This is a genomic window from Aeromonas sp. MTB (assembly GCF_056632455.1).
The window spans coordinates 1,067,648-1,093,850 of sequence record NZ_CP147026.1; the positions used below are offsets into that span (position 1 = coordinate 1,067,648).

Consider the following 26,203-nt stretch of genomic DNA (forward strand, 5'->3'; position numbering starts at 1 on the left):
TTCCGTTCAGAAGAGGTGGCCCTAGCCTAAAACAGGGCAGGGAGGCGGGTAAAGCAGTCTATATTAATGATTCATAACACAAATAACAGGAAGTCGTGCTGCCGTTTCGCTATGATCCCGGCCGCTTTCTCTCCACCGAGTCGAATATGTCAGCTGTTGATCTGGGCACAGCCCCGCTATCTCGCCTTTTCTGGCGTTACGTAACCCCGACCGTTGCGGCCATGCTGATCACCGGCATCTATGTCACCATCGATGGCATCTTCGTTGGCCATGTGCTGGGTCAAGATGGCATGGCCGGTCTGATGCTGGCTTATCCCATCTGCGCCGTGCTCTATGCGGTAGGGGCGCTGATCGGTATGGGGGCCTCGTCGCTGGTCTCCTTCTATCTGGGGCAGGGCAACCCGGCCAAAGCCCGCCATATCGTCGGCAATGCGCTGGTGATGGTGTTGCTGGCCTCGGCACTGCTCAGTTTTATCGGGATCCGTTATGGCGAGCCCATGTTGGCCTGGATGGGAGCGGAGGGGGAGATCTTCACCGCCGGGCTCTCCTACCTGCAGGCCTACGCCTGGCTTGGCGTCTTTGCGGTGCTGTCGATGGCGTTCAGCTCGCTGCTGCGCAACGATGGCCGCCCCGGATTTGTCACCCTCATCATGGTGGTCGGGGGGCTGCTCAACGTGCTGCTCGACTATCTGCTGATGGTGGTGTTTCCGTTCGGACTGGCCGGGGTGGCGACGGCCACCATGCTCTCCCAGGCGGTGACGGGCCTCGCCTGCCTGTGGCACTTCTTCACGCCGCGCAGCCAACTGCGGATAAGCTGGAACACCTTGCGCCCCGATCTGCGGCTGATGGGCGAGACGGTGCGCCTCGGGATATCCAGTTTTCTGATGTACCTCTATCTCTCGGTAGTGCTGGCGCTGCACAACAAGGCGTTGCTGGCGGTGGGCACTTCGCTGCATGTGGCAGCCTACGGGGTGATCAGTTACACCGAGGCCTTCTTCTATCTGGTGTTCGAGGGGATCGCCATGGGTATCCAGCCCATCGCCAGCTTCAACGCGGGCGCCGGTCACTGGCGGCGGGTGTTGCGGATCCGCAATCTGGCACTCGGAGTGACGTTGGGGATCGCCCTGTGCGCCATGTTCCCGCTCTATCTGTGGCCGGAGACGGCGGTCTATCTGTTTGCCGGCGACAACGCCACCCTGCTGCCGGTGGCGAGCCTCGGGATCTGGCTCTACTTCTGGGGGCTGCCGATGGAGGGCTTGCTGCTGGTGGGGGCCACCTACTTTCAGGCCATCAATCGGGCCCGCATCGCCTCCCTGCTCACCGGTGGCAAGCTGGTGCTGATCGGCTGTTTCTTGTGGGGATTCTCGACCCTGTGGGGCGTGCCCGGGGTCTGGCTGGCATTGCCAACGTGCAGCTCATTGCTGGTGTTGGTGATGTGGCGGGCGATGCGTCGGGAGTCCGGCGCCCATGCGCTGGCCGGATAGGTAATCAGGTTCGACGTGCAGATAGCAGACAGGCAGCCATGGGCTGCCTGTTTTGTTAGAGGATGTTTTGTTAACGGGCTCTGCCGATTCAGGGCTTGAAGGCGCCGATAAAGATGGCGGGATCGACCCGGGTGTCGTTGAGGCTGACGTTCCAGTGCATATGGGGGCCGGTAGCGCGGCCGGTCGAACCGACTCGCCCGACGATGCCGCCCCGCGGCAGGCTCTGGCCGAGCTTCACATCGATCTTCGACATGTGGCAGAACATGCTGATGAGCCCCTGACCGTGGTCGACAAAGACGGTATTGCCATTGAAGAAGTAGTTGCCGATCAGGATCACCTTGCCTGCGGCGGGGGACTTGATCGGGGTGCCGGCACCCACTGCGAAGTCGAGGCCGGAGTGGGGATTGCGCTCCTCGCCATTGAAGAAACGACGCAGGCCAAACGGGCTGGAGAGGGGGCCGTTGACCGGCTTGTCGAACAGCAGGTTGCTCGGCTGGTTGGGGCTGAAGGTCTGGTAAGCCCGGGTCTGCTCCGCCAGCTCGCGGTTGATACGTGTCATATCCTCGGCGAGCGGATTGACCTGACGGCTGTTCTTGAGCTTGATGTGCTGCTCGCGGTAGTGCTTGGGGGTGACGGTGAAGCCGAGAGTGCGGCCATCACCTGTGGTCAGTTGTTGGGCGCCGGGCTTGCTTTTCAGAGAGATGCCGACGATGGCGATCCACTGGTTGTCTTCGCGCACTACCAGCACGGGTTTGTCGTGATAGCGGGCCGTGGGGGCAGTGGGTGACGCGCCAAGAGGGATCACCGCAACGCCACCTGGCACCGGATGGTTGAGCAGGCGACTGATAAAACCCTCGGCCAGAACTGAATGGCTGGCCAGTAACAACAACAGACAACACACAACTCTCATGACGATATCACTCGATGTTAAAACGCCCGGGATGGCGGGATGACAACCCCCTGTCCGGTATTCGTCGATCACTAAAGGGTGATCACGACACGTAGGCCACGACAGGCGCGGCTGGGGAAGGGGGCAGATTGTGCCTCGTTATGGTCGGGGCAGCCAGTGGCGGGGCGTGGCTGATGCCCCTTTTGTGCGTAGCTGCGTCAGGTTTTATGTCGTGGTCGGGCCGCTTCGCCATTGAGTCGCCCCCGCCCTGGCTCTAGAATCGGCTTCCGGCACTGATGCCACCGACACTCCGAGGAGACGATATGAACGGATTACCCCCTTTGCGCACCATTCCGGCCCGGTACACGACAGGTCGTGGCTGGCTCTGGGTTCGCAGCGGGTTCGATATCTTCAACAAGGGGATGGGGATCAGCGTGGCCATGGTGCTGGTCTGGTTTATGGTGGGTATGCTGCTGGAGCAACTGCCGGCGGGTGGCCTTATCTCCCAGCTGCTCTACATGGTGTGGGGCGCGGGTTGGGTGGCGGTCGCCGCTCGGGGTTATCGGGGGGAGCCGCTGCAGTTTGCCGATCTCTTCGCCGGTTTTCGCCACAAGCTGACCCCGCTGATGCTAGGCGGTCTGCTGGTGTTGCTGCTGTTCAGCCTGGTGGGCCTCGTCTGTCTCGGTCTGCTCTCCATGTGGGGGCTGCTCCCGCTGCTGACGCAGGATCCCGAGAGCATGGTGGTCTCTGCCAGCCAGTTGCAACAACTGCTGCTGGTGTTGCTGGTGGGTATGCTGCTTATCATTCCCGTGCTGATGGGGGTCATCTTTGCTCCTGCGCTGATCTACCACCACGATATCGGCATCATTCAGGCGGTACGGCTGAGCTTCTTCGGCTGCTGGCGCAATATTTTTCCCTTCTTCTGGTGGGGGCTGCTCTCAGCCATTTTGTTGCTGTTTGGCGCTGTGCTGTTGCTGGTAGGTCTGCTGGTGGTGATCCCGGCGCTCAACTACTCCATCTATGTGGCTTATCGGGATATTTTCCTGGACGAGAGTGCGCAGCCGGAAGCGCCGCACTCAGAACCATTCGGATTTGAAGCCTGATCAAGGGATCAGAGTGAGAAGGGGCCCGCAGCGGCCCCTTCGTTATGTTTGGGTGTGCGGAGTGCTTACTCCTGCCAGATGGGATCCGCCGCCATGCGGGCCAGCAGAAAATCGAGGAAGCTGCGCAGCAGTGGCGACATCTGTTTGCGGGTGGCATACACCCCGTATACCCCGAGGCGCTTGGGCTGCCAGTCGGTCAGCAGGGGCACCAGTTCCCCGCGCTCCAGATAGGGTTGTGCCGAGTAGCGTGGCTGCAGGCTGATCCCTGCGCCTTCCAACGTTGCTTCCAGCAGCAGGTTGGAGATATTGGCGCTCAGGTTACCGCTGACCGGCACTGACTCGGGACCCTCCGGTCCATTGAACTCCCACAGGCTCTTGCCGAAGTAGGTGTAGGTGAGGCAGTTGTGCAGCGCCAAATCCTGCACCTTGTGTGGCATCGGATGACGGGCCAGATAGGCCGGGCTGGCACAGACTACCGAGTGGCAGGTGCCGAGACGGCGCGCCACCAGATTGGGGTCGAGGTCGTTGGTGATGCGCACCGCCAGATCGATCCGCTCCTCCACCAGATTGACGGTTCTGTCGAGCAGCAGAATGTCGATGGCCGTCCCCGGGTATTGCGCCAGATAGTCGTTGGCAGCCCCGACCAGCAGTGCTTCTGACAGGGAGTAGCTGCTGGTGATCCGCAGTTGCCCCTTGGGGGCGTCATCCCCCTTCACGGCGATCTGCTCCATCTCCTCGCCGAGTGCCAGCATTGCGCGGGCCCGGTTCAGCGCCTCCTCTCCCGGCCCTGTCAGGCTCAGACGACGGGTGGTGCGGTGCAGCAGGCGGGCGCCCATCCAGCTCTCCAGCTCGGCCAGATAGCGCGACACCATGGCGCGCGACATATCCAGTTTCTCTCCGGCGCCGCTCAGGCTCCCTTGTTCGACTACGCTGACAAAGACCCGCAAGGCGGTCAGTCGATCCATGTACGGCTCTCTATATGTTCGATATGTGCAACAGTGATGCGCTTTTTATGCTGTATTTGCACCTTAAGTGATCCAATACACTGTGTCCATCAAATGAACCCCCGAATACTTAATGAGGAATAGATGATGAACAACACCCTGATCCGCAACCTGACTCTGGCGACCACCCTGCTGAGTGGCGCCGCACTGGCCGCCCCCCTGAGCGTGACCGTCTACAACCCTGGCGAGAAGGCGATCTTCCCGGTCTCCTCCTCACTGGTGACCGGTGACAAAGAGGCCATCCTGATCGATGCCCAATTCGATGTGCAAAATGGTCAGGCGCTGGTCGACATGATCAAGAAGAGCGGCAAGAAGCTGACCACTGTCTATATCAGTGCCGGTGACCCCGACTTCTACTTCGGTCTGGAGCCGGTCATGGCGGCGTTCCCGGATGTCAAAGTGCTGGCCGACCAGCATGTGGTTGACCATATCAACCAGACCAAGGATGCCAAGCTGAGCTACTGGAGCCCGATCCTCGGCAAGGGCGCACCGAAGAGCTTGACCGTGCCGCAAGTGATGACCGCCAGCCACCTGACGCTGGATGGCGAGAAGATTGAAATCAAAGAGATGAATACCCCGAATGCCTACCTCTGGGCCCCTTCCATCAAGACTGCTTTTGGTGGTGTGCCGGTCTACCACGGGGTGCATGTCTGGATGGCGGACAGCCAGACCAAGGCGGCTCGCAGCAACTGGGTCAAGGCGCTGGATAACCTGCTGGCTCTGAAACCCGAGCGCGTGGTGCCGGGCCACTTCCTGGGCACGGCTCCCAAGGGCACTGCTGCTGTGAGCTTTACCCGTGACTATGTAGAGCGTTTCGAACAGGAGCTGGCCAAGGCGAAAAACTCCGGTGAGCTGATTGAGGCTCTGAAGAAGGCCTATCCGGCACTGCCGGTTGACGATGGTCTGGCCATCGGTGCCAAGGTCAATACCGGCGAGATGAAGTGGTAAGCCACAGAGCCTGCTTTCCCTGTGTTTTTTACCGGGCCTAAGGGCCCGGTTTTTTATCCGAGATCGAAGCGAGAATAAAGATGATCGAACAACAAACCACCCTCCATTATGTCTATGACCCGCTCTGTGGCTGGTGCTACGGTGCCGCCCCCCTGTTGCAGGCGGCAGCCACCATTGCCGGACTCAAGATCGAGCTGCATGCGGGCGGTCTCTGGATGGGTAGTCGCCGTCAGCCGATGGGCGAGGCATTGCGTGATTATGTGCGCCCCCATGATCAGCGGATCGAAGCGCTGACCGGCCAGCATTTTGGCGAACGCTACTTTAACGAACTGCTGCTGCGGGAAGGCTGTCTGCTGGACTCCGAGCCGCCGATCCGTGCGGTTTTGGCCGTCACGGCGTTGGGGGGCGATGGGCTGGTCATGTTGCACCGGATCCAGCAATCCCACTATCGGGACGGGATCTGGATTGGTGAGCCGGCATTTCTCGCCACGCTGGCAGCAGAGCAGGGAATTGCAGCCGAGGCATTCCAGCAATCCTATCTGCAGGCCCCCTTGCTGCAACATCTGGCAGATAGCCAGGGCTGGATGAAACGGCTGGGCGGTCAGGGTTATCCTACTTTGGGTATAGAGCGAGGGGGAAAACTCGAAAGGATAGAGGTCAACCAGTATCTGGGGGAGCCGGAGTTGCTGATCCCACGACTGTTGCGTGCAATAGAGTAAACCGTTAATAGTCTGCGGTAGTTAAAGTGGCCCTCTCTGCGTGTCGATAGCGATATATGGTGCTTATGCAAACTACAAAAGCACAGCTCTACGGCTATGCTCAATTACAAAAACATGAACACATAGCTCCTATCAAAACCGACATTAAACGATGACACGCAGTTAAGGATGAATCTATGCTCCAGAATATGTCCATAGGTCAGAAGTTGAGTACTGGCTTTGCGGTGCTGGCACTTTGCGTATGCCTGCTTGCCGGGTATGGCGTCTCACGACTGTCGTATCTCAATCAACAAAACACTGTATTGGCAGAGAACCTTATCCCTTCTGTTCGCTATGCAAGTCAGATGCATATCGCACTGCTTGATGCTCGGCGTTTCCAATTATCTATGGTGATCGCGATGGGCTACAACGACAGTGCGGATATTGAACGAACCCAACAAGGTGTGATGGATTCAAAGGCACGTTTTGAGCAGGCTGCGGCTAATTACGGCGGATTGGCTTTTAATGCTGCTGATGAAGAGCAAACCTTTAACGCGTTGAAGACTGCCGGAAATGCCTTTTTTACAGCGCATGACCCGCTATATCAGGCTGTGAAACAGAGTAGTGACAAGACAAGAGAGATTTTGCAAGGGAATCTCAGAACCACGCTGGAGCAGGCAACAAAATTAACGATGGATTTGCGTGAGATAAATGAGCGTATTGGCAAGGAGATGGATGCCCAAGGTGAAGAGGCATACACCAGCTCCAAATTCCTCAGTATCTTGACTGGCGCAGCGACTCTCATTTTCGTGGTGTTGATTGCATGGTATTTGAGTCAGCAAATCAAACGACCCGTTAATCGCTTGCTGGAACTTGTTGGTAGCGTCGCGGCTGGTGATTTGACTCATCGTGTGGAGTTGAATGCGTTTAATCAGGATGAATTAGGACAACTGGCGAAAGGCTTTGCGCAGATGCAAGAAAACTTGCGCAAACTGGTTGGGGAGGTATCCGGTTCTGTTGTACAGATGAGCTCTGCGGTAGAAGAGATCAGTGCCGTAGCAAGGCAGTCAGCCAACAATATGAATGCTCAGCAACATGAGCTGAACCAGCTGGCGACGGCGATGAACGAGATGCAAGCCACGGTGCAGGAGGTCTCTCGCAATACCAGCGATGCGGCCAGTGCCGCCACCTCGGCCAGTGAGACGGCCGAACTTGGTGCGCAAACGGTGAATGACTCCATTCAACGTATTGAACGGGTCGCCGGTGCCATCGAGAGTACCGCGGTGGTGATCCGCCAACTGGGCGATGACAGTCGCAATATCGGCATGGTGCTGGAGGTGATCCGCGGCATTGCCGAACAGACCAACCTGCTGGCATTGAACGCAGCCATTGAAGCGGCCCGTGCCGGTGAGCAGGGGCGGGGGTTTGCGGTGGTGGCCGATGAGGTGCGTACTCTGGCCAAGCGCACTCAGGACTCCACCTCCCAGATCAACACCATCATTGCCGAGTTGCAGCAGCGTGCCGAACAGGCGGGCAGTACTATGCAACAGAGTCAGGAGCTGATGAATACCACGGTTGCTACCGCGCGGGAAGCGGGCGAGTCTATCTCCCAGATCAGTGGCTCGGTCAGCAGCATCTCCCACATGAACATCCAGATTGCGACAGCCACCGAAGAGCAGGGAGCTGTGAGTGAGGAGCTCAACCGTAACGTGGTCAATATCAGCCATGCTTCCGAAGAGGTCGCCGCCGGTGCCACCCAGATGGCTCAGGCGTGCAACGAGCTGAACCATTTGGCTACCCAACTGCAGGATATGGTGCGCCGTTTCAGGGTCTAATCCCTCGGCGAGCCAAACAGCCCGATTACCGCAAGGTGATCGGGCTTTTCTGTTTTGGAGGGGCAGCCAGAGAGGTTCACCGCGAGCGGATGACTTGTCCCGCCGGACGATATTGTGCATGCTGATGGCCCATTTTCCAGGCAGGACTCTTGCTGTATGAATCTTCGCGATCTCGAATATCTGGTGGCGCTGGATGAGGAAAAACATTTTCGCAAAGCCGCTGAGCGCTGCTTTGTCAGTCAACCCACCCTGAGCGGCCAGCTGCGCAAGCTGGAAGATGAACTCGGGGTCATTCTGATCGAACGTACCTCGCGCAAGGTGCTGTTTACTCCGGCTGGCGATGCCATGGCCCATCAGGCGCGTCGGGTGCTCAAGGAGGTGCGCGAGCTCAAGAGCATCGGTCAGCACTTCTCCGAGCCGATGTCCGGGGAGATCCATATCGGTTTTATTCCGACAGTGGGCCCCTACCTGTTGCCCCGCATTATTCAGACCTTGCGTGAGCGTTTTCCCCAGCTGGAGTTTTACCTCTATGAGGAGCAGACCCAAACCCTGCTCAAACGGCTGGAAGAGGGGGAGCTGGATTGCGTCATTCTGGCCGAGATGCCGGGGATGGAAGGGTTTGGTTCAATCCAGCTCTACCACGAGCCGATGTGGTTGGCGGTGCCTTGCCATCACCCCGAAGCACAGGCCAGACAGGTGCCGCTCGGTAATCTCAAGGGCAAGAAATTGCTGATGCTGGCCGATGGCCACTGTTTGCGGGATCAGGCGATGGGATTCTGTTTCGCCGGCGGGATAGGTGAGGATCAACGCTTCAAGGGGACCAGTCTGGAGACGCTGCGCAACATGGTGGCCGCCGGTAGCGGCATGACTTTGGTACCAAAGCTGGCCGTACCTGCCGATCATGATGAGGGAGGGGTGAGCTATCGGCCGGTGGTTGACCCTGTGCCGGGGCGTACCATCTCGCTGCTCTATCGCCACTACTCGGTGCGTCGCCCCTGTTTCAACGAGCTGGCCGCCTCGATCGCTACGCTGATGAGCAAGCAGTTGGCCCAATAAAAAACCGGCAGCCAAGGCTGCCGGTTTTGCTTTTGCCGCGAGAGCAGCTTAGAAGATATCGTCGGTTGAGACAGGCCCTTCCACATCGGGGTTGTCACCGCCGTAGACCTGATTGCCATCCGAGCTCGGTGCTGCGTAGCGGGTCGGTTCGGTCCCTTCCTTGAAGTATTCGTCGGTGCCGCCACTGGTCGCCAGCAGGCCGGTTTCGCTATCAATCTTCACCGTCATGATCCCCTCGGGAACCGGCATCTTGTGCTCAGGCAGCTTTTTGAGGGCGACTTTCATGAAGTCGATCCAGATAGGCTGCGCGGCGCCACCACCAAACTCGGCACGGCCAAGGCCACGCTGGTGGTTGTCAAAACCGATCCATGAGGTAGCAACGATGTCCGGGGTGTAGCCGGAGAACCAGGCATCCCGCGATTCGTTGGTGGTACCGGTTTTGCCGGAGATGTCGTGACGTTTCAGGTCGCGGGCTGCACGCCAGCCGGTACCACGCCAGCCGTTGCCACCCCAGATGGCTGTGCTCAGGGTGTCGGTGATCAGGAACGCACTCTGGGCACTGATGGTATGCGGTGCGATGGTTGGCGCGAGAGGGGTCTGCGTGCCATCTTGTGCGGCACCATCAACAGTTGGCTCTGGCAGTGTGCTCTGCTCGGGCGCGGCCTGCTGTTCGCAGGTGGTGCAAGCAATAGCAGGATTGGCCTGATAGAGGGTGTTCTCCAGACTGTCGGTCACTTTGTCGATGAAGTATGGGGTCACCAGGAAGCCACCGTTGGCCAGAACCGAGTAACCACGCACTACCTCGAGGGGGGTGAATTCGGCAGCACCCAGCGCCAGCGACTCATGGGGAGAGATAAAGTCGCGGGGGAAGCCAAAGCGGGTCAGACCGTCGATATAGGTATCCAGACCGATGGCGCGCATCAGTCGAACCGACATCACGTTCTTGGACTTGGCCAGTCCCAGACGCAGCGGGGTGGGGCCATCATAAACGGCCGGGGAGTTCTTGGGCTGCCACATGGGCCCTTTTGACGGATCCCACTGGTTGATCGGCGCATCGTTGATGAGCGATGCCAGGGTATAGCCGTGCTCCAGCGCGGTCGCATAGAGGAAAGGCTTGATATTGGAGCCGATCTGACGACGAGCCTGATCGACCCGGTTGAATTTGGAGAGTTCGAAGCTGAAACCACCGACCAGTGCTTCCAGCGCGCCATTTTTCGGGTTCATGGCAACCAGCGCGGCGTTGACGTCCGGGATTTGGGCCAGCAGCAACTCTTCGCCTTCTTCCCGTACCCAGATCTGGGCGCCGACTTTCAGCACATCGCGCGCCGATTTTGGGGCATAGCTCTGGCGGTCGTCGGTAATAAAGGAGCGAGCCCATTTGATGCCATTCCAGCCGAGCTCTGCTTCTTTGCCATTTTTCAGTACCAGCGTGGCGCTGCGATCACCGAGCTTGGTCACGACTGCCGCCATCAGCGGATCATAAGTGGGCTGCTTGCCAAGGTGAGCGACGATCTGCTCGTAATCCCAGGCTGTCTCGCCAGCTTTCCACAACTGAGCCGTCGGGCCGCGATAGCCGTGGCGCATATCATAGGCAAAGACGCCATCCAGCAGCGCCTGTCTGGCTGCCCGCTGACGTTCGGCAGAGACGGTCGTGTAGACGTGCAGGCCCATGGTGTAGGCATCTTCACCGAACTGCTCGACCATCTTCTGGCGCGCCATTTCACCGAGATAAGGGGCGTGCAGGGTCACTTCGGCGCCGTGAAAACGGGCCTTGATCGGCATTTTGGACGCTTCGTCAAACTGGGCTTGGGTGATCTTGCCGGTTTCCAGCATCCGGCCCAGCACGACGTTGCGGCGAGCAAAAGCGCGCTCGGGGGAGCGGATGGGGTTGAGCATGGAGGGGGCTTTCGGCAGACCGGCAATGATGGCGATCTCGTCCAGTCCCAGATCCTTGACCTCTTTACCAAAGTAAACCTGTGCCGCAGCACCGATCCCGAAGGAGCGATAACCGAGGGGGATCTTGTTGAGGTAGAGTTCGAGGATCTCGTCTTTTGAGAGATTCTGCTCGATCCGCCAGGCCAGGAAGACCTCCTTGATCTTGCGGATGATGGTCTTCTCATTGCTCAGGAAGAAGTTACGGGCAACCTGCTGGGTGATGGTACTGGCACCCTGACGGGCATGGCCGGAAACAGCCCAGACGGATGCGGCTCGAATGATACCAATCGGGTCAATGCCCGGGTGCTCATAGAAACGTGCATCTTCGGTCGCCAGTACGGCATCGATCATGGGTTGCGGAATTTCGTCCAGACGCAATGGAATGCGACGAATTTCGCCATATTGGGCGATCAACTCCCCATCCCGGCTGTAAACCCGCATCGGGGTTGCCAGCTTGACGTCACGCAGTGCGGTGACATCGGGCAGTTGGGGTTTGATATAGAAGTAGATACCGATGAGGCTGGCAACACCCAGCACTGCACCCAGCATCATGACAATAAACAGGCGAACGAGCCATTTCAGCATGGAAGAACTACCAATCGTCTTAAAATTAGCCAACGGGCGCAGAGTATAGCCCTTTTGCCATCGGGAATTCGAGGTTTTCCTGTGGCGAGCCACCCACCTCAAAAGGATGCGAGAGGTTAGCACTACAGGGAGCAATAACCAAGGAGGGCCACTTGCCATGAAGAAAGCGAGATGGGTCACTTTTCGGCATAAACTTTATGACATTGATAGTTAGAGCATTTAGGATGAGTGAAGCACTCCTCTGATCGGGTGTCCTACACTCTGTTCAGGAATAAAACCAAATAACGCATGGATGTGTATATGTTTGGGCTTTTTAACAAGGGATCCCTCCTCCCTCTGGTGGGCATTGATTTTGGCAGCCAGACCATCAAGGCCGTTACCCTCAGTGGCCGACCCGGCAAGCTTCATCTCGAATCTGTCGCCGATATTGCCACCCCGAAAGGGACGCTGGTTGACTATCAATTGCAGGATATCGAGCGTGTCAGCCAATCTCTCAAGAGCCTCAAGCGCCTGATCCCTGCTCACAGCGACTATGCCGCCACTGCGGTGACCGGCTCCAACGTGATAACCAAGGTGATCCAGATTGATGCCCGCCTCAGCGACAAGGAGCTGGAGAGTCAGGTGCAGCTGGAGGCCGAGCAGATCATTCCCTTCCCCCTTGATGAAGTGAGTCTCGATTTTGAGGTGCTGAGCACCAACAATAGCGAAGATCGTCAAGATGTGCTGCTGAGCGCAGCCCGCACCGAGAGTGTCAACGGCCGGGTCAGCGCCCTTGCCGAAGCCGGTATTGCCGTCAAGGTGGTGGATGTGGGCGCCCATGCGCTGGGCCGTGCCGTGGTGGCATGTCTGCCCGAATTGCAGGAGAGTGAACGGCCGATCGGGGTGATAGATATCGGTGCCAGTGCCATGACCTTTGCGGCGCTGGTCAAGGGAGAGGTGATCTACTCCCGCTTGCAAAACTTCGGCGGCGATCAGTACAGCCAGGCGCTCTCCTCCTTTTATGGCATGACGCTGGATGAGGCTGAGCAGGCTAAAACCAACGGTACCTTGCCTGTTGACCATGAGCTGGATGTGCTGATGCCCCACATCAACTCGCTGTTGCAGCAAGTGCGGCGCAATATCCAGCTCTTTTGCAGTTCATCCGGTTATCGCGACATCGCAAAACTGGTGCTGACAGGGGGAGGCAGTCTGCTACCCGGTTTGTTGGTGCAGGTAAAAGAAGAGGTCAATTGCGAGGTGTTGCACCCGGATCTGTTCGCCCTGTTTGGCAAACCGAAAGGGGAGGCCGAGCTGGTACATGGTGCTAAATATATGACGGCATTCGGGTTGGCTCTGAGGAGTTTCACACCATGTCAAATATAAACCTTCTACCCTGGCGTGAAGCCCGGGCCCAGCGCCAAAAGAAACAGTTCGGGGCCTTGCTGGGGATTTTTGTGCTGGCCACGGTCGCGTTGGGATTTTTTGCCAACTGGCTGGTTGATCGCCAGATCGTCGCCCAGCAGCAGCGCAACCAGAGGCTGGTTCAGGAGATGACTATTCTGGATGCCCAGCTGGGGGAGATCCGTCTGCTCAAAGAGCGTCGCAAGGAACTGATCGATCGGATGCAGCTCATCGAGCAGTTGCAGATGCGCCGCAATGTGCCCGTCCGCCTCTTCAATCAGCTGCCTTCATTGGTGCCCAACGGGGTTTACCTCAACACCCTCTCGATGCAGAACAATATTATTGATGTAAATGGCAAGACCGAAGCCTATGGTCGGGTGGCCAGCATGATGCGGCGGATTGATGGTTCCGGCTGGCTGGGTCAGGCAAAGATAAGCACTATTTTTGCGGCTGACGTTGCGCCAGTGTCATTGAGCCAGTTTTCCATGATGTTCCTGATCGCCAACAATGCTGCGGCTGCAGGGAATGTGGCCAAGGAGCAACAATGAACCTTCAGCAACTCAACGAGTTGGATATCAATGACATAGCAAGCTGGCCAAAATGGGCAAAAGGGGTCTTCATCTTTTTCTGCTGCGTGTTGACCGGCGGCGCCATCTACTACTACGTGATTGCCAACTCACTGACCAGTTTGACTCAGGAAGCGGGGAAAGAGACCGAACTGAAAGCCCAGTTTGAAAGCAAGGCGATGCTGGCTGCCAACCTGGGGGCATACAAGGCGCAAATGGTTCAGCTTGAGCAACTGGTTGATACCCAGCTCAAGCAGTTGCCCAATACCCATGAGGTCGCCGGTCTGCTGGACGATATCAGCTTTATTGCTACCGACAACGGCTTGAAATTGAACCGGATCAACTGGGAACCCGAGGTAAAGCACGAGTTTTCAACCGAGCTACCAATGCGTATCGAAGTCGTGGGCACTTACCATGAAATTGGCAAGTTTACCGCTGACATGGCCGCTTTGCCCCGTATCGTCATCCTTGACTCCTTCACTCTGGGTCAGAGCAAGGATGAAGGGGAGCTGATTTCGATGTCGATGCTGGCCAAGACCTACAAGTACAACGGTAAAACAGTGGAGCCGAAACAATGAGACGCATCTGCTGGTTATTGCCTGCCCTCTTGCTGGCGGCCTGTGGTGGTCAGGAGGACATGGATAGCTATGTCGCCCAGACCAAAGCAAGGCCACCCATACCTATCGAGCCCTTGCCCGAGCTGAAGCCTTTTGCCCCTATGCACTACCAGCAACGCGAGTTGCGCAGCCCCTTCATGGTTCCCCAGCCTGAGGCGACGGTCGGAAGTACAAGTACTGCCAAGGCCCAGCCGGATTGTGCACAGACCCTGATGGATCGTGAGAAAGAGGTGCTGGAAAATTATTCGCTGGCCAGTCTGTCGATGCATGGTTCTTTAGGTAAGGCGGGTCAGTTGTGGGCCTTGATCAGCACCCCGGATGGCAAATCGATGCGGGTCGGGCTCAACCAGTATATGGGGCTTGATCAGGGCCGGGTCATCAAGATCACTGACACTGCCGTGGATTTGTTGGAAACCATTCCGGACGGGAAGGGGTGCTGGGTAACAAGAGAAACCCAGTTGGCGATGGCCAATGTGCAAGAAAAACAATAATCAGGGACGAACAGCAATGAGAACAACAATAGAGAGTGTATCCAAAGTGGCTTTGCTGTTTTGCGCCAGCGCCCTCAGTCAGGCGTGGGCAGTGGCAACCCTGCAGGAGATCAAGGTCAATCCGCTGCTGGCCGATCAATTGCTGGTGGAGCTCAGTTTCAGTGAGCCGGTCACGGGCTTTACCGATCGTCTCTCTTACCAACCCAATCAGCTGTTGTTGCATGTTCCCGGTGCGGCAGGGGCGCTGAAAGTGAACCCGCTGCCGATCCAGCGCCTGGGGGTTGATAATATCAAGGTTGAGGGTAAGGGCGCAGGTCTGGATATCAAGATCGCACTCGATCAGCTGGCCCCCTATCAGGTTCAGCAACAGGGGAACAAATTACTGGTGTCATTGGGCGAGGGGGCCTCTTCCGGGCTCATCAATGGTGAGAGCGCGCTGATTGCACCCGCAACCTCGGCTACTCCTGTGACAGCACCCTCTGCGATGGTGGCCACACCCTCTCCCTCGGCACTGCTCAATCCTCAGGTCGTCGCCCGGTCGATGCCTGTTGCGCCCGTGACTACGCCGGTAGCCACACAGCCTGCCAGCAAGCCGGTGCTTAACAACTATCAGAGCAGTGGGGGCGGCGCCTATTTCAACTCGGTTACCGGTGTGGATTTTCGTCGTGGTAAAGATGGCCAGGGGGAGTTTCTGGTCACGCTCGATAACAGCTCGGCCGCCGTCGATGTGAGCAGCCGAGGCCAGACCGTACTGGCCAAGTTTCATGGCACTCGGGTGCCGGATGGCTTGCTTAATCTGATCAACGTGCAGGATTTTGCAACGCCGGTCTCTCAGGTTGAAGTCTCCCGGCAGGGGAGCGATACCCTGTTTGAACTGTCGATCAATGGTCAGTTTGATTACCGTTACGATCAGGCAGACAAGCTCTTCATTATCGAGGTGAAAAAGCGGACGACGGCCACGGCATCCAAGCAGTATCAGGGAAAGCCCATCTCATTGAACTTTCAGGATATTCCAGTCCGTACCGTGTTGCAGCTGATCGCTGATTTCAACAACCTTAACTTGGTAACCACAGATTCGGTAGCAGGCAATATTACCCTGCGTCTGGATGGGGTGCCGTGGGAGCAGGCGCTCGACATTATTTTGAAGGTACGGGGTCTGGATAAGCGGTTGGATAACAACATTCTGTTGGTGGCTCCGGCGGAAGAGATCGCAACGCGCGAGAAGCAGCAACTTGAGAGCCGCAATCAGGTTGCTGATTTGGCCCCGCTCTATACCGAATATCTGCAGATAAACTATGCCAAGGCCTCGGAAGTGGCGGCCCTGCTCTCTTCCGAAAGTACCAAGTTGCTGTCACCCCGTGGTGCGGTGAGCGTGGACGAGCGAACCAACGTGCTGGTGGTCAAGGATACTGCCGATGTCATCAGCAGCATCAAACGGATGCTCGATATCCTCGATATTCCGGTCAAGCAGGTGGTTATCGAGGCGCGGATGGTGACCATTGATGACGGTTTTGATGAAGCGCTCGGGGTGCGTTGGGGAGTGACCAAAAACGATGGTCACGGCAACAGCACTTCAGGCTCTATTGAAGGGAATGATTCGTCCGGTAATAACGACGGTAGTTCAACGATTACCAGACCTTCCGAGAAGCAGCGGATGAATGTCAACCTGCCGGTGACCAATGCGGCCGGTACTTTGGCCTTCCAGGTTGCCCGTTTGGCTGATGGCACCTTGCTGGATCTCGAGTTGTCGGCGCTGGAAAAAGAGAGCAAGGCCGAGATTATCGCCAGTCCGCGCGTGACCACGGCGAACCAGAAACCGGCATTGATCGAGCAGGGTACCGAGATCCCCTATGTGGAGTCCTCTTCCAGTGGTGCTACCTCGGTTACCTTCAAGAAGGCGGTCTTGAGCCTGAAGGTTACCCCGCAGATCACCCCTGACAATCGGGTGATTCTCGACCTGACCGTGACCCAAGATACCAAGGGGGAAACGGTACCGACCGGTACCGGTGATGCGGTTTCCATCAACGCCCAGTCCATCACCACTCAGGTGTTGGTGAACAATGGCGAGACGCTGGTGCTGGGCGGCATCTATCAGCAGACCATCAAGAGCGATGTAACCAAGGTGCCTTTGTTGGGCGATATCCCCGGATTGGGGGCCTTGTTCCGCAAGACCACCAGCGAGAACAAAAAGCGGGAGTTGCTGATTTTCGTGACGCCCAAGATAGTCACCGATGCCTTCTGAATGCTTTACATGTGAAGGTAAAACACATATAACCTTACGCCCCAATGAGGCTGGGGCGTAAGGGCTGCGGTTGCCAGTCCCGATATCTATTGAGATAATCCCCCTCCTGATCCATCGCAAGATAAGGTTCATAGGTACCCCGATCCAGTATTCATCGGGGTCGTACAGTTTGTAATTACTAACGAAAAGACATGGCTGAGAAACGCAATATTTTCCTGATAGGTCCCATGGGTGCGGGCAAGAGCACCATAGGTAGACATCTGGCAGAACAACTGCATATGGAGTTTTTCGACTCAGATCATGAGATTGAGCGCCGCAGTGGTGCTGATATCGGCTGGGTGTTCGATGTTGAAGGCGAAGAAGGTTTCCGGATTCGCGAAGAGAAGGTGATCGGCGAATTGTCAGAGCAGCAGGGTATCGTGCTGGCGACGGGTGGCGGTGCCATCAAGAGTCGCGAAACCCGCAACAAGTTGTCTGCTCGTGGCATCGTGGTCTACCTCGAAACCACTATTGAAAAGCAGCTGGCGCGCACACAGCGAGACAAACGCCGCCCTCTGCTACAGACCGAAGAACCTGCACGCGAAGTGCTGGAACGTCTGGCACAAGAGCGCAATGCCCTGTATGAAGAGGTTGCCGACTTTGTTGTGCACACCGATGACCAGAGCGCAAAAATCGTTGCCAATCAAATTGTAAAGCTGATCGGTATGTAATCTAGAGGACGTCCATGGAACGGTTGAAGGTCGAACTGGGTGAACGCAGCTATCCCATCGAGATAGCTGCCGGGTTGTTGCAGCGCCCCGAGGCGCTGGTATCGACCATCAAGGGCAAGCGGGTGATGATAGTGACCAACACGGTCGTTGCTCCGCTTTATCTTGAACAGGTAACCGCTCTGCTGTCGGGCTTTCAGGTTGAACACCTGATCCTGCCTGACGGCGAGGCGTACAAGAACCTGGCGACCTTTGAGCAGATCATGTCTGCTCTGCTTGAAACCAACCATGGGCGCGATACGACACTGATCGCTCTGGGGGGCGGCGTGATCGGGGATGTGGTGGGCTTTGCGGCAGCAAGCTATCAACGTGGCATTCCTTTTATCCAGATCCCGACCACCCTGCTCTCCCAGGTTGACTCCTCTGTTGGCGGTAAAACCGCTGTCAACCACCCCCTCGGCAAGAACATGATTGGGGCTTTTTATCAGCCTAAACAAGTTGTTATCGATACCGAATGTCTGAGTACCTTGCCAGCCCGCGAATTTGCCGCAGGGATGGCCGAGGTGATCAAGTACGGCATCATTTGGGATGCTGATTTCTTCAGATGGCTGGAGCAGAACATGGTGCGTCTGCAACAGCTGGAACCTGCCGCGCTGGCCTACGCCATCAAACGCTGCTGCGAGATCAAAGCCGATGTGGTCGGTCAGGATGAGACCGAGCACGGCGTCCGTGCGCTGCTCAATCTGGGTCACACCTTTGGTCATGCTATCGAGGCCGAGCAGGGGTATGGCAACTGGCTGCACGGTGAAGCAGTATCCGCCGGCACCATGCTGGCAGCCTGGACTGCGCAGGCCCGTGGCGATATGAGCGAAGAGGACGTTGCGCGAGTGCGCGCCCTGCTGCTGGCCGCCAATCTGCCCATTCATGCGCCTGCCGAGATGGATTTCGCCGCCTTTATTCGCCATATGCGCCGTGACAAGAAGGTGCTGGAAGGCAAGCTGCGTCTGGTGTTGCCGGTTGGCATCGGCCATGCGCAGGTGGTGGGGGATGTGTCCGATGCCGAGTTGCTGGCGGTGATCGAGTCTGGTCGTGACGAATAAACTGCTAAAACTTCCTTCCCAGCGGCAGCTGGTTGACCGGCTGCTGCATCTGATTGAATTCAATCACCCTTTCATTTTTCTCTCCGGTAAACCCGGTTGTGGTCGCGGTACCCTGTGCGAATCTCTGCTCGGCGTGTTGCCGGAAAAAGTGCGGGTGGTAAGCCTGATTGGTACGCCTGCCATGAAGATGGTCGATGTGCGCCAGCTGTTGCTGCCACAGGTGGTGGCGCGCCCGCTGTTCAATCCACAGGATGCGCTGGCGGAGAGCTTCTTTCGCATGTTGGAGGGGAGCAAGCCAGCCACCCTGTTGCTGCTGATAGAGCGGGCCGACCAGTTGCCAGCCGAATTGCTGGGAGAGTTGTGGGCGATCATCCGTCATAACGATACCCTGGCGGCGCCCCATCAGCTGGCAATTATTGTCTCGGGCAGTGACGTCTGGTGTCGTACCCAACGGCCGCAGCTCAAAGGGCGTGCCATGCCAGCCCTTGAGCTGGAAGTGCCGCCACTGAGCCCGCCCGAGCAGCGCATCTTCTTGTATGAGAAAGCCAAAGAGCTCAAGATCCCGGCGACCCTCTTGCCCAAGCCGCAAGTGGAGGAGATTCTGAAAACGGCGAAGGGACATCCGTCCACCATCATGCAGTTACTGGAGGATATCATGACCGACAGAAGGCCCAAGAAGCGTCAGGCGGAGTTGCCTGTCAAGAAGATTGCCACTGTTATCGCGCTGGTCGCTGGCGGCCTGTTGGCGTTGAGCTACCTGCTGCCTGCGCTGTTTGACAATGAAAGCAAACCGGCGCTGCAGGATCCGGCGCAGAACACGGCATTGCCGATCCCGGTAGCGGGAGGCGATCCCCTCACCGCTGGCGGTTCGAATACCGATGCCGCTGCACAAGGCACGCAAAACAGCGATGCAGCCAGCAATCCCAACGGGGTTGTGAAGGATTGGCAGCCGGAGGCGAAAGTGCTGCCCAAATCGGTGGAGAGCGAAACCGTGACCACCGAATCAACCAATTACGAAGGGCGTCGGGTGGTGATCTCTGACGAGGTCGTGCAAAAGCTGATGACCGAACCCAAGGTGAGCGGCGCTCTGCCTACTGACGTGGTGGACGAGCTGACCGGCAAGAACCCGAGTGGCACAGCCCCCAGTGGTGCAATCGCAACCACGGCGCCAGCCAGTACCTCCAAAGCACTGAATCCGGCGACAACCGCAACGCCTGCTTCTACCACCAAAACAGCCAGCAACGAGCCGGTTGCCGCGCCAGCACCCAAAGTGGCCCTGACACCGGTCGCCACCTTGAACAAGAAGCCGCGCAACCACTACAGTGTTCAGCTGATGGGGGCGAGCAACACCAAGGCGGTGGATCAATTTGTCGCCGAGCATGGTCTGGCGGGCAAGGTATGGGTCTATCAGACCAAATTCCGTGGCAGCCCCTGGTATGTGGTGCTGCAAGGGGATTATGCCGGTCTGACCCAGGCCAAGAGTGCCATTCGCAAGCTTCCGCCAGCCTTGCTGAAAGGTCAGCCCTGGCCCAAGTCGTTTGCACAGGTACAAAAAGAGCTGAAGCAATAGCCTTGATACCGGATAAGGGGGTAGAATCGTCCCCCTTTTTGGGTCTTGCCTTCTTACACACCGGATTTCCATGAAAAAAACACGCGCTTTTTTAAAATGGGCCGGGGGAAAATACTCCCTGGTTGAAGAGATCGCCGAGCGCCTGCCGGCCGGGCGTGTGTTGCTGGAGCCCTTCGTCGGGGCCGGGTCTGTGTTTCTCAACACCGACTACGACGCGTATGTGCTCAACGACATCAATCCGGATCTGATCTGCCTGTACAACCACCTCAAGCTGACGCCGGACAGTTTCATTGCCGAGGCGCGCAAGCTGTTTGTGGCAGAACACAACCACAAGGCGGCCTATTACCGGCTGCGTACCCAGTTCAATCAGACCGAGACCACCTTCGAGCGGGCACTCTTGTTCCTGTTTCTCAACCGTCACGGTTTCAACGGACTGTGCCGCTACAACAAGAAGGGCGGCTTCAACGTGCCGTTCGGTTCCTACAAGAAGCCCTATTTCCCGGAAAAAGAGCTTTGGGCCTTTGCCGAAAAGGCGCAGAAGGCGACCTTTATCTGCGAGAGCTACGCCGACGCCATCAAGCGTGCCGAAGAGGATTGGGTTATCTATTGTGATCCACCCTATGCGCCGCTCTCCACTACGGCGAGCTTCACTACCTATGCCTCCGGTGGTTTTACCCTGGATGATCAGGCGATCCTGGCGCGGCTGGCCCGCCACACAGCCGCTCACAAAGGAGTGCCGGTGCTGATCAGCAACCACGATATCGAGCTGACTCGTGAGCTTTATCGCGGTGCCCGCCTCGACGAGATCCTGGTCAAGCGCACCATCAGTCGCAACGGCGGCACCCGCAACAAGGTGGCCGAGTTGTTGGCGCTCTATCCCCCCGGAATCGAACCTGAGCAGGGCTACTATCCCAGCGACAGTGAACTGCTGCCACTGACGTAACAGACCATGCGGCGCCCAGGGCGCCGTTTTTTATGGGCGCCCCTGGGCCCGTGCCGATGCCGCAAAACCCGGGTGGCTGGGGGAGGGGAGGCGATTGCCCCATTTACCCCGCATTCGAGTCGTTTTCGCCTGCCTTTTACGTTAAAATTGCGCCGCTTTTTCTCCCTGGCTGCCAATGGATGATGCTGATGAAAGACTTTCTGATTGCCCCCTCGATCCTCTCTGCCGATTTTGCCCGTCTGGGTGACGATGTAGCCAAGGTACTGGCTGCCGGTGCCGACGTGGTTCACTTCGACGTGATGGACAACCACTATGTCCCCAACCTGACCATTGGCCCCATGGTCTGTCAGGCGCTGCGTGACTACGGTATCGAGGCCCCCATCGACGTGCACCTGATGGTCAAGCCGGTGGATCGCATCATTCCCGATTTTGCCAAGGCCGGTGCTTCCCTTATCACCTTCCATCCGGAAGCGTCCGATCACGTTGATCGCTCTCTGGGCCTCATCAAGGAGATGGGCTGCCAGGCCGGTCTGGTGCTGAATCCTGCTACCTCGCTCTCCTGCCTCGAGTATGTGATGGACAAGCTGGATGTGATCCTGCTGATGTCGGTCAACCCGGGCTTCGGTGGCCAGAGCTTTATCCCCGGCACCCTCGACAAGCTGCGTCAGGTGCGTCGTCTGATCGACGAGAGCGGCCGCGATATCCGCCTCGAGATCGATGGCGGGGTGAAGGTCGACAACATTCGCGAGATCGCCGAAGCGGGCGCCGACATGTTTGTCGCCGGCTCGGCCATTTTCAGCCAGCCTGACTACAAGGCGGTGATCGACAAGATGCGTGCGGAGCTGGCTCATGTCACACGCTGAGCGCGCATTTGATTTGGTGCTGTTCGATCTGGACGGCACCCTCATTGACAGCGCCGCCCAGCTGGCGCTGGCGGTCAATCTGACTCTGGCAGACCTCGGTCTGGCGCAGGCTGATGAAGCGGTGATCCGTACTTGGGTCGGCAACGGGGCCGACAAGCTGATCCAGCGGGCGCTCGCCTATCGCGAGGCCGATCCCGAGCTGTTTACCAAGGCCAGACCGATCTTTTTCCAGCACTACAACGCCTGCCTGCTGCAAGGGCTGGCTATGTATGACGGGGTTGCCCAGAGTCTGCGTCGCTTGCAAAGCCTGGGCTACAAGCAGGCGATCGTCACCAACAAGCCGAGCGACTTTGTCGCCCCTATTCTGGATGCCCTCGGTATCAGCGATTGCTTCGCGCTCTGGCTAGGTGGCAACTGCGTGCCGGTCAAGAAGCCGAGCCCGGAGCCCTTGCTGCACGCTTGCCAGGAGTTGGGGGTGAGCCCGGCTCGCACCCTGATGGTGGGCGACTCAGAAAATGACGTGCTGGCGGCGAAGGCGGCTGGCATGAAGGTGGTGGGTCTTACATACGGCTACAACTATGGTCGTCCCATCGCCGACTCCCATCCAGACTGGGTATTCGAGCAGTTTGCCCAGCTCGATGCACTTTTGGTCTAATAGCGCAGCTGGGCTGGCTGAAGAACAAGGATTAACACTCTCATGACTAAACCAATCGTATTGAGCGGAGCGCAACCCTCCGGTCAACTGACCATCGGCAACTACATGGGGGCCCTGCGTCAGTGGGTCAACATGCAGGATGAGTTCGACTGCCTCTACTGCATAGTCGATCTGCACGCCATCACCACTCGTCAGGACCCGGCTGCCCTGCGCAAGGCTTGTCTGGACGCAGCCGCCCTCTATCTGGCGGTCGGTATCGATCCCAACAAGAGCACCGTCTTCATCCAGTCTCACGTGCCGCAGCACGCTGAGCTGGGCTGGATCCTCAACTGCTATACCCAGATGGGTGAGCTGTCGCGCATGACCCAGTTCAAGGACAAGTCCGCCCGTTTCGAGAACAACGTCAACGTCGGCCTGTTCGGTTATCCGGTGCTGATGGCTGCTGATATTCTGCTCTATCAGGCCAATCAGGTGCCGGTCGGCAACGACCAGAAGCAGCACCTTGAGCTGACCCGCGACATCTGCACCCGTTTCAACAACCTCTATGGTGAGGTGTTCACCATGCCGGAGCCCTTCATTCCGACCGAAGGGGCACGGGTGATGAGCCTGCAGGATCCGACCAAGAAGATGTCCAAGTCTGATGACAACGAGGCTAACTTCATCGGCCTGCTGGAAGATCCCAAGCAGATCGTCAAGAAGATCAAGCGTGCGGTGACCGACTCCGACGAGCCGGCGGTGGTGCGTTTCGATCCGGAAAACAAACCGGGTGTCTCCAACCTGCTGACCCTGATGTCTGGTGTGACCAGCCGCTCCATCCCCGAGCTGGAGCAGCACTTCGAAGGCAAGATGTACGGTCACCTCAAGACCGAAACCGCCGAAGCCGTGGTGGCGCTGCTGGAACCGATCCAGGCCCGTTTCCACGAGTTGCGTCAGGATGAGGCCCATCTGATCGCGATTCTGGCAGAAGGCGCACAAAAGGCGCGCGAAAGAGCTGAAAAAACCCTGACCAGCGTATATGATGTAGTCGGCTTCGTTCCTCGAGCCTGACATACTGGGAAGGTGTAGTAGAAGAGAGCTGGGTATTTGCCTGGCTTTCTTTATTTTCTGCCCGGCTATTTTGTTTAATTTCTTTATTTCAACCTGGGTAATATCCCCAAGAGAAAGCATGCCTGTTCAACCAACTATTTCTGCTGAAGAGCTGAGTGACAAAGGTCACTGGCTACGTAAATTTCGCAAGGCGAAAAACCTCAATACCCTGCAGTTGATGGTCTCCAATGCCATCGACAAGCACCATAAAACCCCTGCCGTTGCTGCCGCCATCTATCTGGCCGAGTGTCAGCGTGAACGGGAAATGGAACAGGGTCGTTATCTCGATCGTTAATTCTCCGCTGTTGGTTATCTCATGCTGTTGTTGATCGATAACTACGACTCTTTTACCTGGAACCTGGTGCAATATTTCGGCGCCCTGGGACAAGAGGTTGTGGTCAAGCGCAATGATGAACTGACGCTTGATACCATAGCGCAGCTCTCCCCCCGTTTTCTGGTGATCTCTCCCGGTCCCTGTACGCCCAATGAGGCGGGGATCTCTCTCGATGCCATCAGCCACTTTGCTGGCAAGCTGCCCATTCTCGGCGTCTGTCTCGGTCATCAGTCGCTGGCGCAGGCCTTCGGCGCCCGCGTAGTGCGTGCCCGTCAGGTAATGCACGGCAAAACCTCGCTCATCCGCCATCGCAATGAGGGGGTGTTCAAGGGGCTCAACAACCCGCTGCGGGTGACCCGTTACCACTCGCTGGTGGTGGAGCGCGACACGCTGCCCGACTGCTTCGACATCACCGCCTGGAGCGAGCATGCCGATGGCTCGTTTGACGAGATCATGGGGCTGCGCCACAAGACGCTCCCCATCGAGGGTGTTCAGTTCCATCCGGAGAGTATTTTGAGCGAGCAGGGCCATCAGTTGCTGGCCAACTTTCTGGCGCGTTCATAAAAAGTTGTGATCGCCTTCTCAAGTTCGAGAGAAGGCAAAAAAAATTTCCCTGACACTTTATTCACCCCCTCTCCTGCCCAAATTATCTCTTGCCAAGCCCCCCTGAGTCGTTATGCAATGCGGTTGCCTAAAATCTCAAGAGCAATCGAACATTGTTCCTTATAGGCCGTCTTGTTACAGACTTTTTACTTTATTTCTGTGATAATCCCGTCACGTTTACACGGATTTAACTTTTGGGCGGTGGATTATTCTGTCGCCGAATCGAAGGAGAGCTATATGTCAGAGTTGTTGGCAGTGACACGTGAAGTGTTTGATGAAGTGATGGTTCCCAACTATGCGCCCGCCAAGATCATCCCGGTGCGTGGTGAAGGGTCACGTGTCTGGGATCAGGAAGGGCGCGAGTATGTCGACTTCGCCGGTGGCATCGCCGTCAACGGTTTGGGTCACTGTCATCCCAAGCTGGTCGAGGCCCTGAAAACCCAGGGCGAGAAGCTGTGGCACCTCTCCAACGTCATGACCAACGAGCCAGCCCTGCGTCTGGCCAAGAAGCTGGTCGCCGCCACCTTCGCCGACAAGGTCTACTTCTGCAACTCAGGCGCCGAGGCAAATGAAGCGGCCCTCAAGCTGGCACGCCGCTATGCCATCGAGAAGTTTGGCGAGCAGAAGACCCAGATCATCGCCTTCAATCAGGGCTTCCATGGCCGCACCTTCTTTACCGTCAGCGTCGGTGGCCAGGCAGCCTACTCCGATGGCTTCGGTCCCAAGCCCGGTGACATTACCCACGTACCCTACAACGATCTGGCTGCGCTGGCCGAGGTGATCTCCGACAACACCTGCGCCGTGGTGATGGAGCCGCTGCAGGGGGAGGGGGGCATCATTCGTCCTACCGACGAGTTTGCCAAAGGGGTGCGCGAGCTGTGCGACAAACACAATGCCCTGCTGGTGTATGACGAAGTGCAGTCCGGCGTCGGCCGGACCGGTGATCTCTATGCCTATATGGGTTTGGGCGTCACGCCGGACATCCTCACCAGCGCCAAGGCGCTGGGTGGCGGTTTCCCCATCGGCGCCATGCTGACAACCAACGAAATCGCCTCTTACTTGAAAGTGGGCACTCACGGCTCTACTTACGGCGGCAACCCGCTGGCCTGTGCGGTCGCCGAGGCGGTGATCGACGTGATCAATACTCCGGAGGTGCTGGCTGGCATCAAGCAACGCGAGCAGCTGTTCCGCGATGGTCTTGAAGCCATCAACGCCAAATACCACTGCTTTAGCGAGATCCGCGGCAAGGGTCTGCTGCTGGGCGCGGCCCTGAGCGATGCCTACAAAGGGCGCTCCCGCGACTTCCTGCTGGCCTCCATCGATCAGGGGCTGATGGCACTGGTGGCTGGTACCAACGTGGTTCGTTTTGCCCCTTCACTGGTGATCCCGGAAGCGGACATCAAGGAAGGGTTGGCCCGCTTCGAGAAGGCGGTTGCCCAGGTGGTTAACGCCTGATTCCAAATTGAGGTGGGGAGCTCTCCCGGCAGGAGCCGGGACCCCACCTGTCGT

The 26,203-nt window shown here is 57.6% G+C and carries 24 protein-coding genes; 21 read left to right on the top strand and 3 right to left on the bottom strand.

The genetic code is table 11. The features are described from left to right. Positions 1-146: 146 nt before the first annotated feature. Complete coding sequence (locus tag WBR25_RS04995) at positions 147-1,484, top strand: MATE family efflux transporter (RefSeq protein WP_479749504.1); 1,338 nt, start codon at positions 147-149, stop codon at positions 1,482-1,484. Positions 1,485-1,572: 88 nt separating this feature from the next. Here WBR25_RS04995 and WBR25_RS05000 read toward each other — a convergent pair whose 3' ends face one another. Then, positions 1,573-2,394: a peptidoglycan DD-metalloendopeptidase family protein gene (locus WBR25_RS05000; RefSeq protein WP_479749505.1), complete on the bottom strand. Its 822-nt coding sequence runs from the start codon at positions 2,392-2,394 to the stop codon at positions 1,573-1,575. Positions 2,395-2,696: 302 nt separating this feature from the next. On the opposite strand from WBR25_RS05000, the gene WBR25_RS05005 reads away from it, so the two are divergent. Further along, entirely contained in the window at positions 2,697-3,476 is a 780-nt protein-coding gene (locus tag WBR25_RS05005; RefSeq protein ID WP_323970374.1) for a BPSS1780 family membrane protein, read from the top strand. 65 nt (positions 3,477-3,541) lie between these two features. Here the strand turns inward: WBR25_RS05005 and WBR25_RS05010 are convergent, their stop codons facing one another. Further along, positions 3,542-4,441 (bottom strand): LysR family transcriptional regulator, encoded by a 900-nt coding sequence (locus WBR25_RS05010; RefSeq protein ID WP_144714476.1) that lies wholly within the window; start codon positions 4,439-4,441, stop codon positions 3,542-3,544. A gap of 126 nt (positions 4,442-4,567) precedes the next feature. On the opposite strand from WBR25_RS05010, the gene WBR25_RS05015 reads away from it, so the two are divergent. The 4 genes from WBR25_RS05015 to oxyR all read left to right on the top strand — a co-directional run bounded on the left by WBR25_RS05015 (position 4,568) and on the right by oxyR (position 9,017). Next, complete coding sequence (locus WBR25_RS05015) at positions 4,568-5,428, top strand: Vmh family MBL fold metallo-hydrolase (protein WP_058055949.1); 861 nt, start codon at positions 4,568-4,570, stop codon at positions 5,426-5,428. Positions 5,429-5,508: 80 nt separating this feature from the next. After that, complete coding sequence (locus WBR25_RS05020) at positions 5,509-6,147, top strand: DsbA family protein (protein ID WP_174218725.1); 639 nt, start codon at positions 5,509-5,511, stop codon at positions 6,145-6,147. Positions 6,148-6,323: 176 nt separating this feature from the next. After that, positions 6,324-7,961, top strand: a complete 1,638-nt coding sequence (locus tag WBR25_RS05025) for a methyl-accepting chemotaxis protein (protein ID WP_021229786.1) — start codon at positions 6,324-6,326, stop codon at positions 7,959-7,961. 156 nt (positions 7,962-8,117) lie between these two features. Continuing rightward, positions 8,118-9,017 (top strand): DNA-binding transcriptional regulator OxyR, encoded by a 900-nt coding sequence (gene oxyR / locus WBR25_RS05030; protein WP_005354003.1) that lies wholly within the window; start codon positions 8,118-8,120, stop codon positions 9,015-9,017. 48 nt (positions 9,018-9,065) lie between these two features. Here the strand turns inward: oxyR and WBR25_RS05035 are convergent, their stop codons facing one another. Next, entirely contained in the window at positions 9,066-11,537 is a 2,472-nt protein-coding gene (locus WBR25_RS05035) for a penicillin-binding protein 1A (RefSeq protein WP_479749506.1), read from the bottom strand. 300 nt (positions 11,538-11,837) lie between these two features. Here WBR25_RS05035 and tapM point away from each other — a divergent pair, with 300 nt between their 5' ends. The 15 genes from tapM (at position 11,838) to WBR25_RS05110 (ending at position 26,149) form a co-directional block, all read left to right on the top strand. Continuing rightward, positions 11,838-12,899 carry a PilM family type IVa pilus assembly protein TapM gene (tapM, locus tag WBR25_RS05040; protein ID WP_279486673.1) on the top strand — a complete coding sequence of 354 codons (1,062 nt, stop codon included), beginning with the start codon at positions 11,838-11,840 and terminating at the stop codon, positions 12,897-12,899. Beyond that, positions 12,887-13,465, top strand: a complete 579-nt coding sequence (tapN, locus tag WBR25_RS05045; RefSeq protein WP_005353997.1) for a PilN family type IV pilus biogenesis protein TapN — start codon at positions 12,887-12,889, stop codon at positions 13,463-13,465. Before tapM ends, tapN begins: the two co-directional genes overlap by 13 nt. Beyond that, positions 13,462-14,061 (top strand): PilO family type IV pilus biogenesis protein TapO, encoded by a 600-nt coding sequence (gene tapO, locus WBR25_RS05050; protein WP_019446350.1) that lies wholly within the window; start codon positions 13,462-13,464, stop codon positions 14,059-14,061. The genes tapN and tapO overlap by 4 nt, the downstream gene beginning before the upstream one ends. Further along, positions 14,058-14,591 carry a pilus assembly protein PilP gene (locus tag WBR25_RS05055; RefSeq protein WP_005335020.1) on the top strand — a complete coding sequence of 178 codons (534 nt, stop codon included), beginning with the start codon at positions 14,058-14,060 and terminating at the stop codon, positions 14,589-14,591. Before tapO ends, WBR25_RS05055 begins: the two co-directional genes overlap by 4 nt. A gap of 16 nt (positions 14,592-14,607) precedes the next feature. Further along, positions 14,608-16,833, top strand: a complete 2,226-nt coding sequence (locus WBR25_RS05060; RefSeq protein WP_479749507.1) for a type IV pilus secretin PilQ — start codon at positions 14,608-14,610, stop codon at positions 16,831-16,833. A gap of 191 nt (positions 16,834-17,024) precedes the next feature. After that, positions 17,025-17,543 carry a shikimate kinase AroK gene (gene aroK, locus WBR25_RS05065; RefSeq protein ID WP_005335014.1) on the top strand — a complete coding sequence of 173 codons (519 nt, stop codon included), beginning with the start codon at positions 17,025-17,027 and terminating at the stop codon, positions 17,541-17,543. A gap of 14 nt (positions 17,544-17,557) precedes the next feature. Next, positions 17,558-18,640, top strand: a complete 1,083-nt coding sequence (gene aroB, locus WBR25_RS05070; RefSeq protein ID WP_429219614.1) for a 3-dehydroquinate synthase — start codon at positions 17,558-17,560, stop codon at positions 18,638-18,640. Continuing rightward, on the top strand, positions 18,630-20,210 hold the full coding sequence (locus WBR25_RS05075; protein ID WP_479749508.1) for an SPOR domain-containing protein: 1,581 nt from the start codon (positions 18,630-18,632) through the stop codon (positions 20,208-20,210). Before aroB ends, WBR25_RS05075 begins: the two co-directional genes overlap by 11 nt. 70 nt (positions 20,211-20,280) lie before the next feature. Then, positions 20,281-21,153 (top strand): Dam family site-specific DNA-(adenine-N6)-methyltransferase, encoded by an 873-nt coding sequence (locus tag WBR25_RS05080; protein ID WP_005335008.1) that lies wholly within the window; start codon positions 20,281-20,283, stop codon positions 21,151-21,153. 188 nt (positions 21,154-21,341) lie between these two features. After that, positions 21,342-22,016 (top strand): ribulose-phosphate 3-epimerase, encoded by a 675-nt coding sequence (gene rpe, locus WBR25_RS05085; RefSeq protein WP_005335006.1) that lies wholly within the window; start codon positions 21,342-21,344, stop codon positions 22,014-22,016. Further along, positions 22,003-22,671, top strand: coding sequence for a phosphoglycolate phosphatase (locus WBR25_RS05090; protein ID WP_151286598.1), 669 nt, complete (start codon positions 22,003-22,005; stop codon positions 22,669-22,671). The genes rpe and WBR25_RS05090 overlap by 14 nt, the downstream gene beginning before the upstream one ends. Positions 22,672-22,713: 42 nt before the next feature. Continuing rightward, complete coding sequence (gene trpS, locus WBR25_RS05095; RefSeq protein WP_479749509.1) at positions 22,714-23,718, top strand: tryptophan--tRNA ligase; 1,005 nt, start codon at positions 22,714-22,716, stop codon at positions 23,716-23,718. A gap of 118 nt (positions 23,719-23,836) precedes the next feature. Beyond that, positions 23,837-24,052, top strand: coding sequence for a hypothetical protein (locus WBR25_RS05100; protein WP_005334997.1), 216 nt, complete (start codon positions 23,837-23,839; stop codon positions 24,050-24,052). A 21-nt stretch (positions 24,053-24,073) separates the two neighbouring features. Further along, positions 24,074-24,655, top strand: coding sequence for an aminodeoxychorismate synthase component II (locus WBR25_RS05105; RefSeq protein ID WP_058055648.1), 582 nt, complete (start codon positions 24,074-24,076; stop codon positions 24,653-24,655). A gap of 276 nt (positions 24,656-24,931) precedes the next feature. Beyond that, on the top strand, positions 24,932-26,149 hold the full coding sequence (locus WBR25_RS05110) for an aspartate aminotransferase family protein (RefSeq protein WP_058055649.1): 1,218 nt from the start codon (positions 24,932-24,934) through the stop codon (positions 26,147-26,149). Positions 26,150-26,203: the final 54 nt, after the last annotated feature.

Bases quoted from the DNA above. Each gene is read 5' to 3' on its own strand.
- tapO (WP_019446350.1), top strand. From the start codon at position 13,462: ATGAACCTTCAGCAACTCAACGAGTTGGATATCAATGACATAGCAAGC.
- WBR25_RS05025 (WP_021229786.1), top strand. From the start codon at position 6,324: ATGCTCCAGAATATGTCCATAGGTCAGAAGTTGAGTACTGGCTTTGCG.
- WBR25_RS05105 (WP_058055648.1), top strand. From the start codon at position 24,074: ATGCTGTTGTTGATCGATAACTACGACTCTTTTACCTGGAACCTGGTG.
- WBR25_RS05090 (WP_151286598.1), top strand. From the start codon at position 22,003: ATGTCACACGCTGAGCGCGCATTTGATTTGGTGCTGTTCGATCTGGAC.
- WBR25_RS05015 (WP_058055949.1), top strand. From the start codon at position 4,568: ATGAACAACACCCTGATCCGCAACCTGACTCTGGCGACCACCCTGCTG.
- WBR25_RS04995 (WP_479749504.1), top strand. From the start codon at position 147: ATGTCAGCTGTTGATCTGGGCACAGCCCCGCTATCTCGCCTTTTCTGG.
- WBR25_RS05055 (WP_005335020.1), top strand. From the start codon at position 14,058: ATGAGACGCATCTGCTGGTTATTGCCTGCCCTCTTGCTGGCGGCCTGT.
- trpS (WP_479749509.1), top strand. From the start codon at position 22,714: ATGACTAAACCAATCGTATTGAGCGGAGCGCAACCCTCCGGTCAACTG.
- WBR25_RS05005 (WP_323970374.1), top strand. From the start codon at position 2,697: ATGAACGGATTACCCCCTTTGCGCACCATTCCGGCCCGGTACACGACA.
- WBR25_RS05020 (WP_174218725.1), top strand. From the start codon at position 5,509: ATGATCGAACAACAAACCACCCTCCATTATGTCTATGACCCGCTCTGT.
- WBR25_RS05100 (WP_005334997.1), top strand. From the start codon at position 23,837: ATGCCTGTTCAACCAACTATTTCTGCTGAAGAGCTGAGTGACAAAGGT.
- WBR25_RS05035 (WP_479749506.1), bottom strand. From the start codon at position 11,537: ATGCTGAAATGGCTCGTTCGCCTGTTTATTGTCATGATGCTGGGTGCA.
- WBR25_RS05060 (WP_479749507.1), top strand. From the start codon at position 14,608: ATGAGAACAACAATAGAGAGTGTATCCAAAGTGGCTTTGCTGTTTTGC.
- WBR25_RS05110 (WP_058055649.1), top strand. From the start codon at position 24,932: ATGTCAGAGTTGTTGGCAGTGACACGTGAAGTGTTTGATGAAGTGATG.
- oxyR (WP_005354003.1), top strand. From the start codon at position 8,118: ATGAATCTTCGCGATCTCGAATATCTGGTGGCGCTGGATGAGGAAAAA.
- WBR25_RS05000 (WP_479749505.1), bottom strand. From the start codon at position 2,394: ATGAGAGTTGTGTGTTGTCTGTTGTTGTTACTGGCCAGCCATTCAGTT.
- rpe (WP_005335006.1), top strand. From the start codon at position 21,342: ATGAAAGACTTTCTGATTGCCCCCTCGATCCTCTCTGCCGATTTTGCC.
- WBR25_RS05080 (WP_005335008.1), top strand. From the start codon at position 20,281: ATGAAAAAAACACGCGCTTTTTTAAAATGGGCCGGGGGAAAATACTCC.
- tapN (WP_005353997.1), top strand. From the start codon at position 12,887: ATGTCAAATATAAACCTTCTACCCTGGCGTGAAGCCCGGGCCCAGCGC.
- aroK (WP_005335014.1), top strand. From the start codon at position 17,025: ATGGCTGAGAAACGCAATATTTTCCTGATAGGTCCCATGGGTGCGGGC.
- tapM (WP_279486673.1), top strand. From the start codon at position 11,838: ATGTTTGGGCTTTTTAACAAGGGATCCCTCCTCCCTCTGGTGGGCATT.
- aroB (WP_429219614.1), top strand. From the start codon at position 17,558: ATGGAACGGTTGAAGGTCGAACTGGGTGAACGCAGCTATCCCATCGAG.
- WBR25_RS05010 (WP_144714476.1), bottom strand. From the start codon at position 4,441: ATGGATCGACTGACCGCCTTGCGGGTCTTTGTCAGCGTAGTCGAACAA.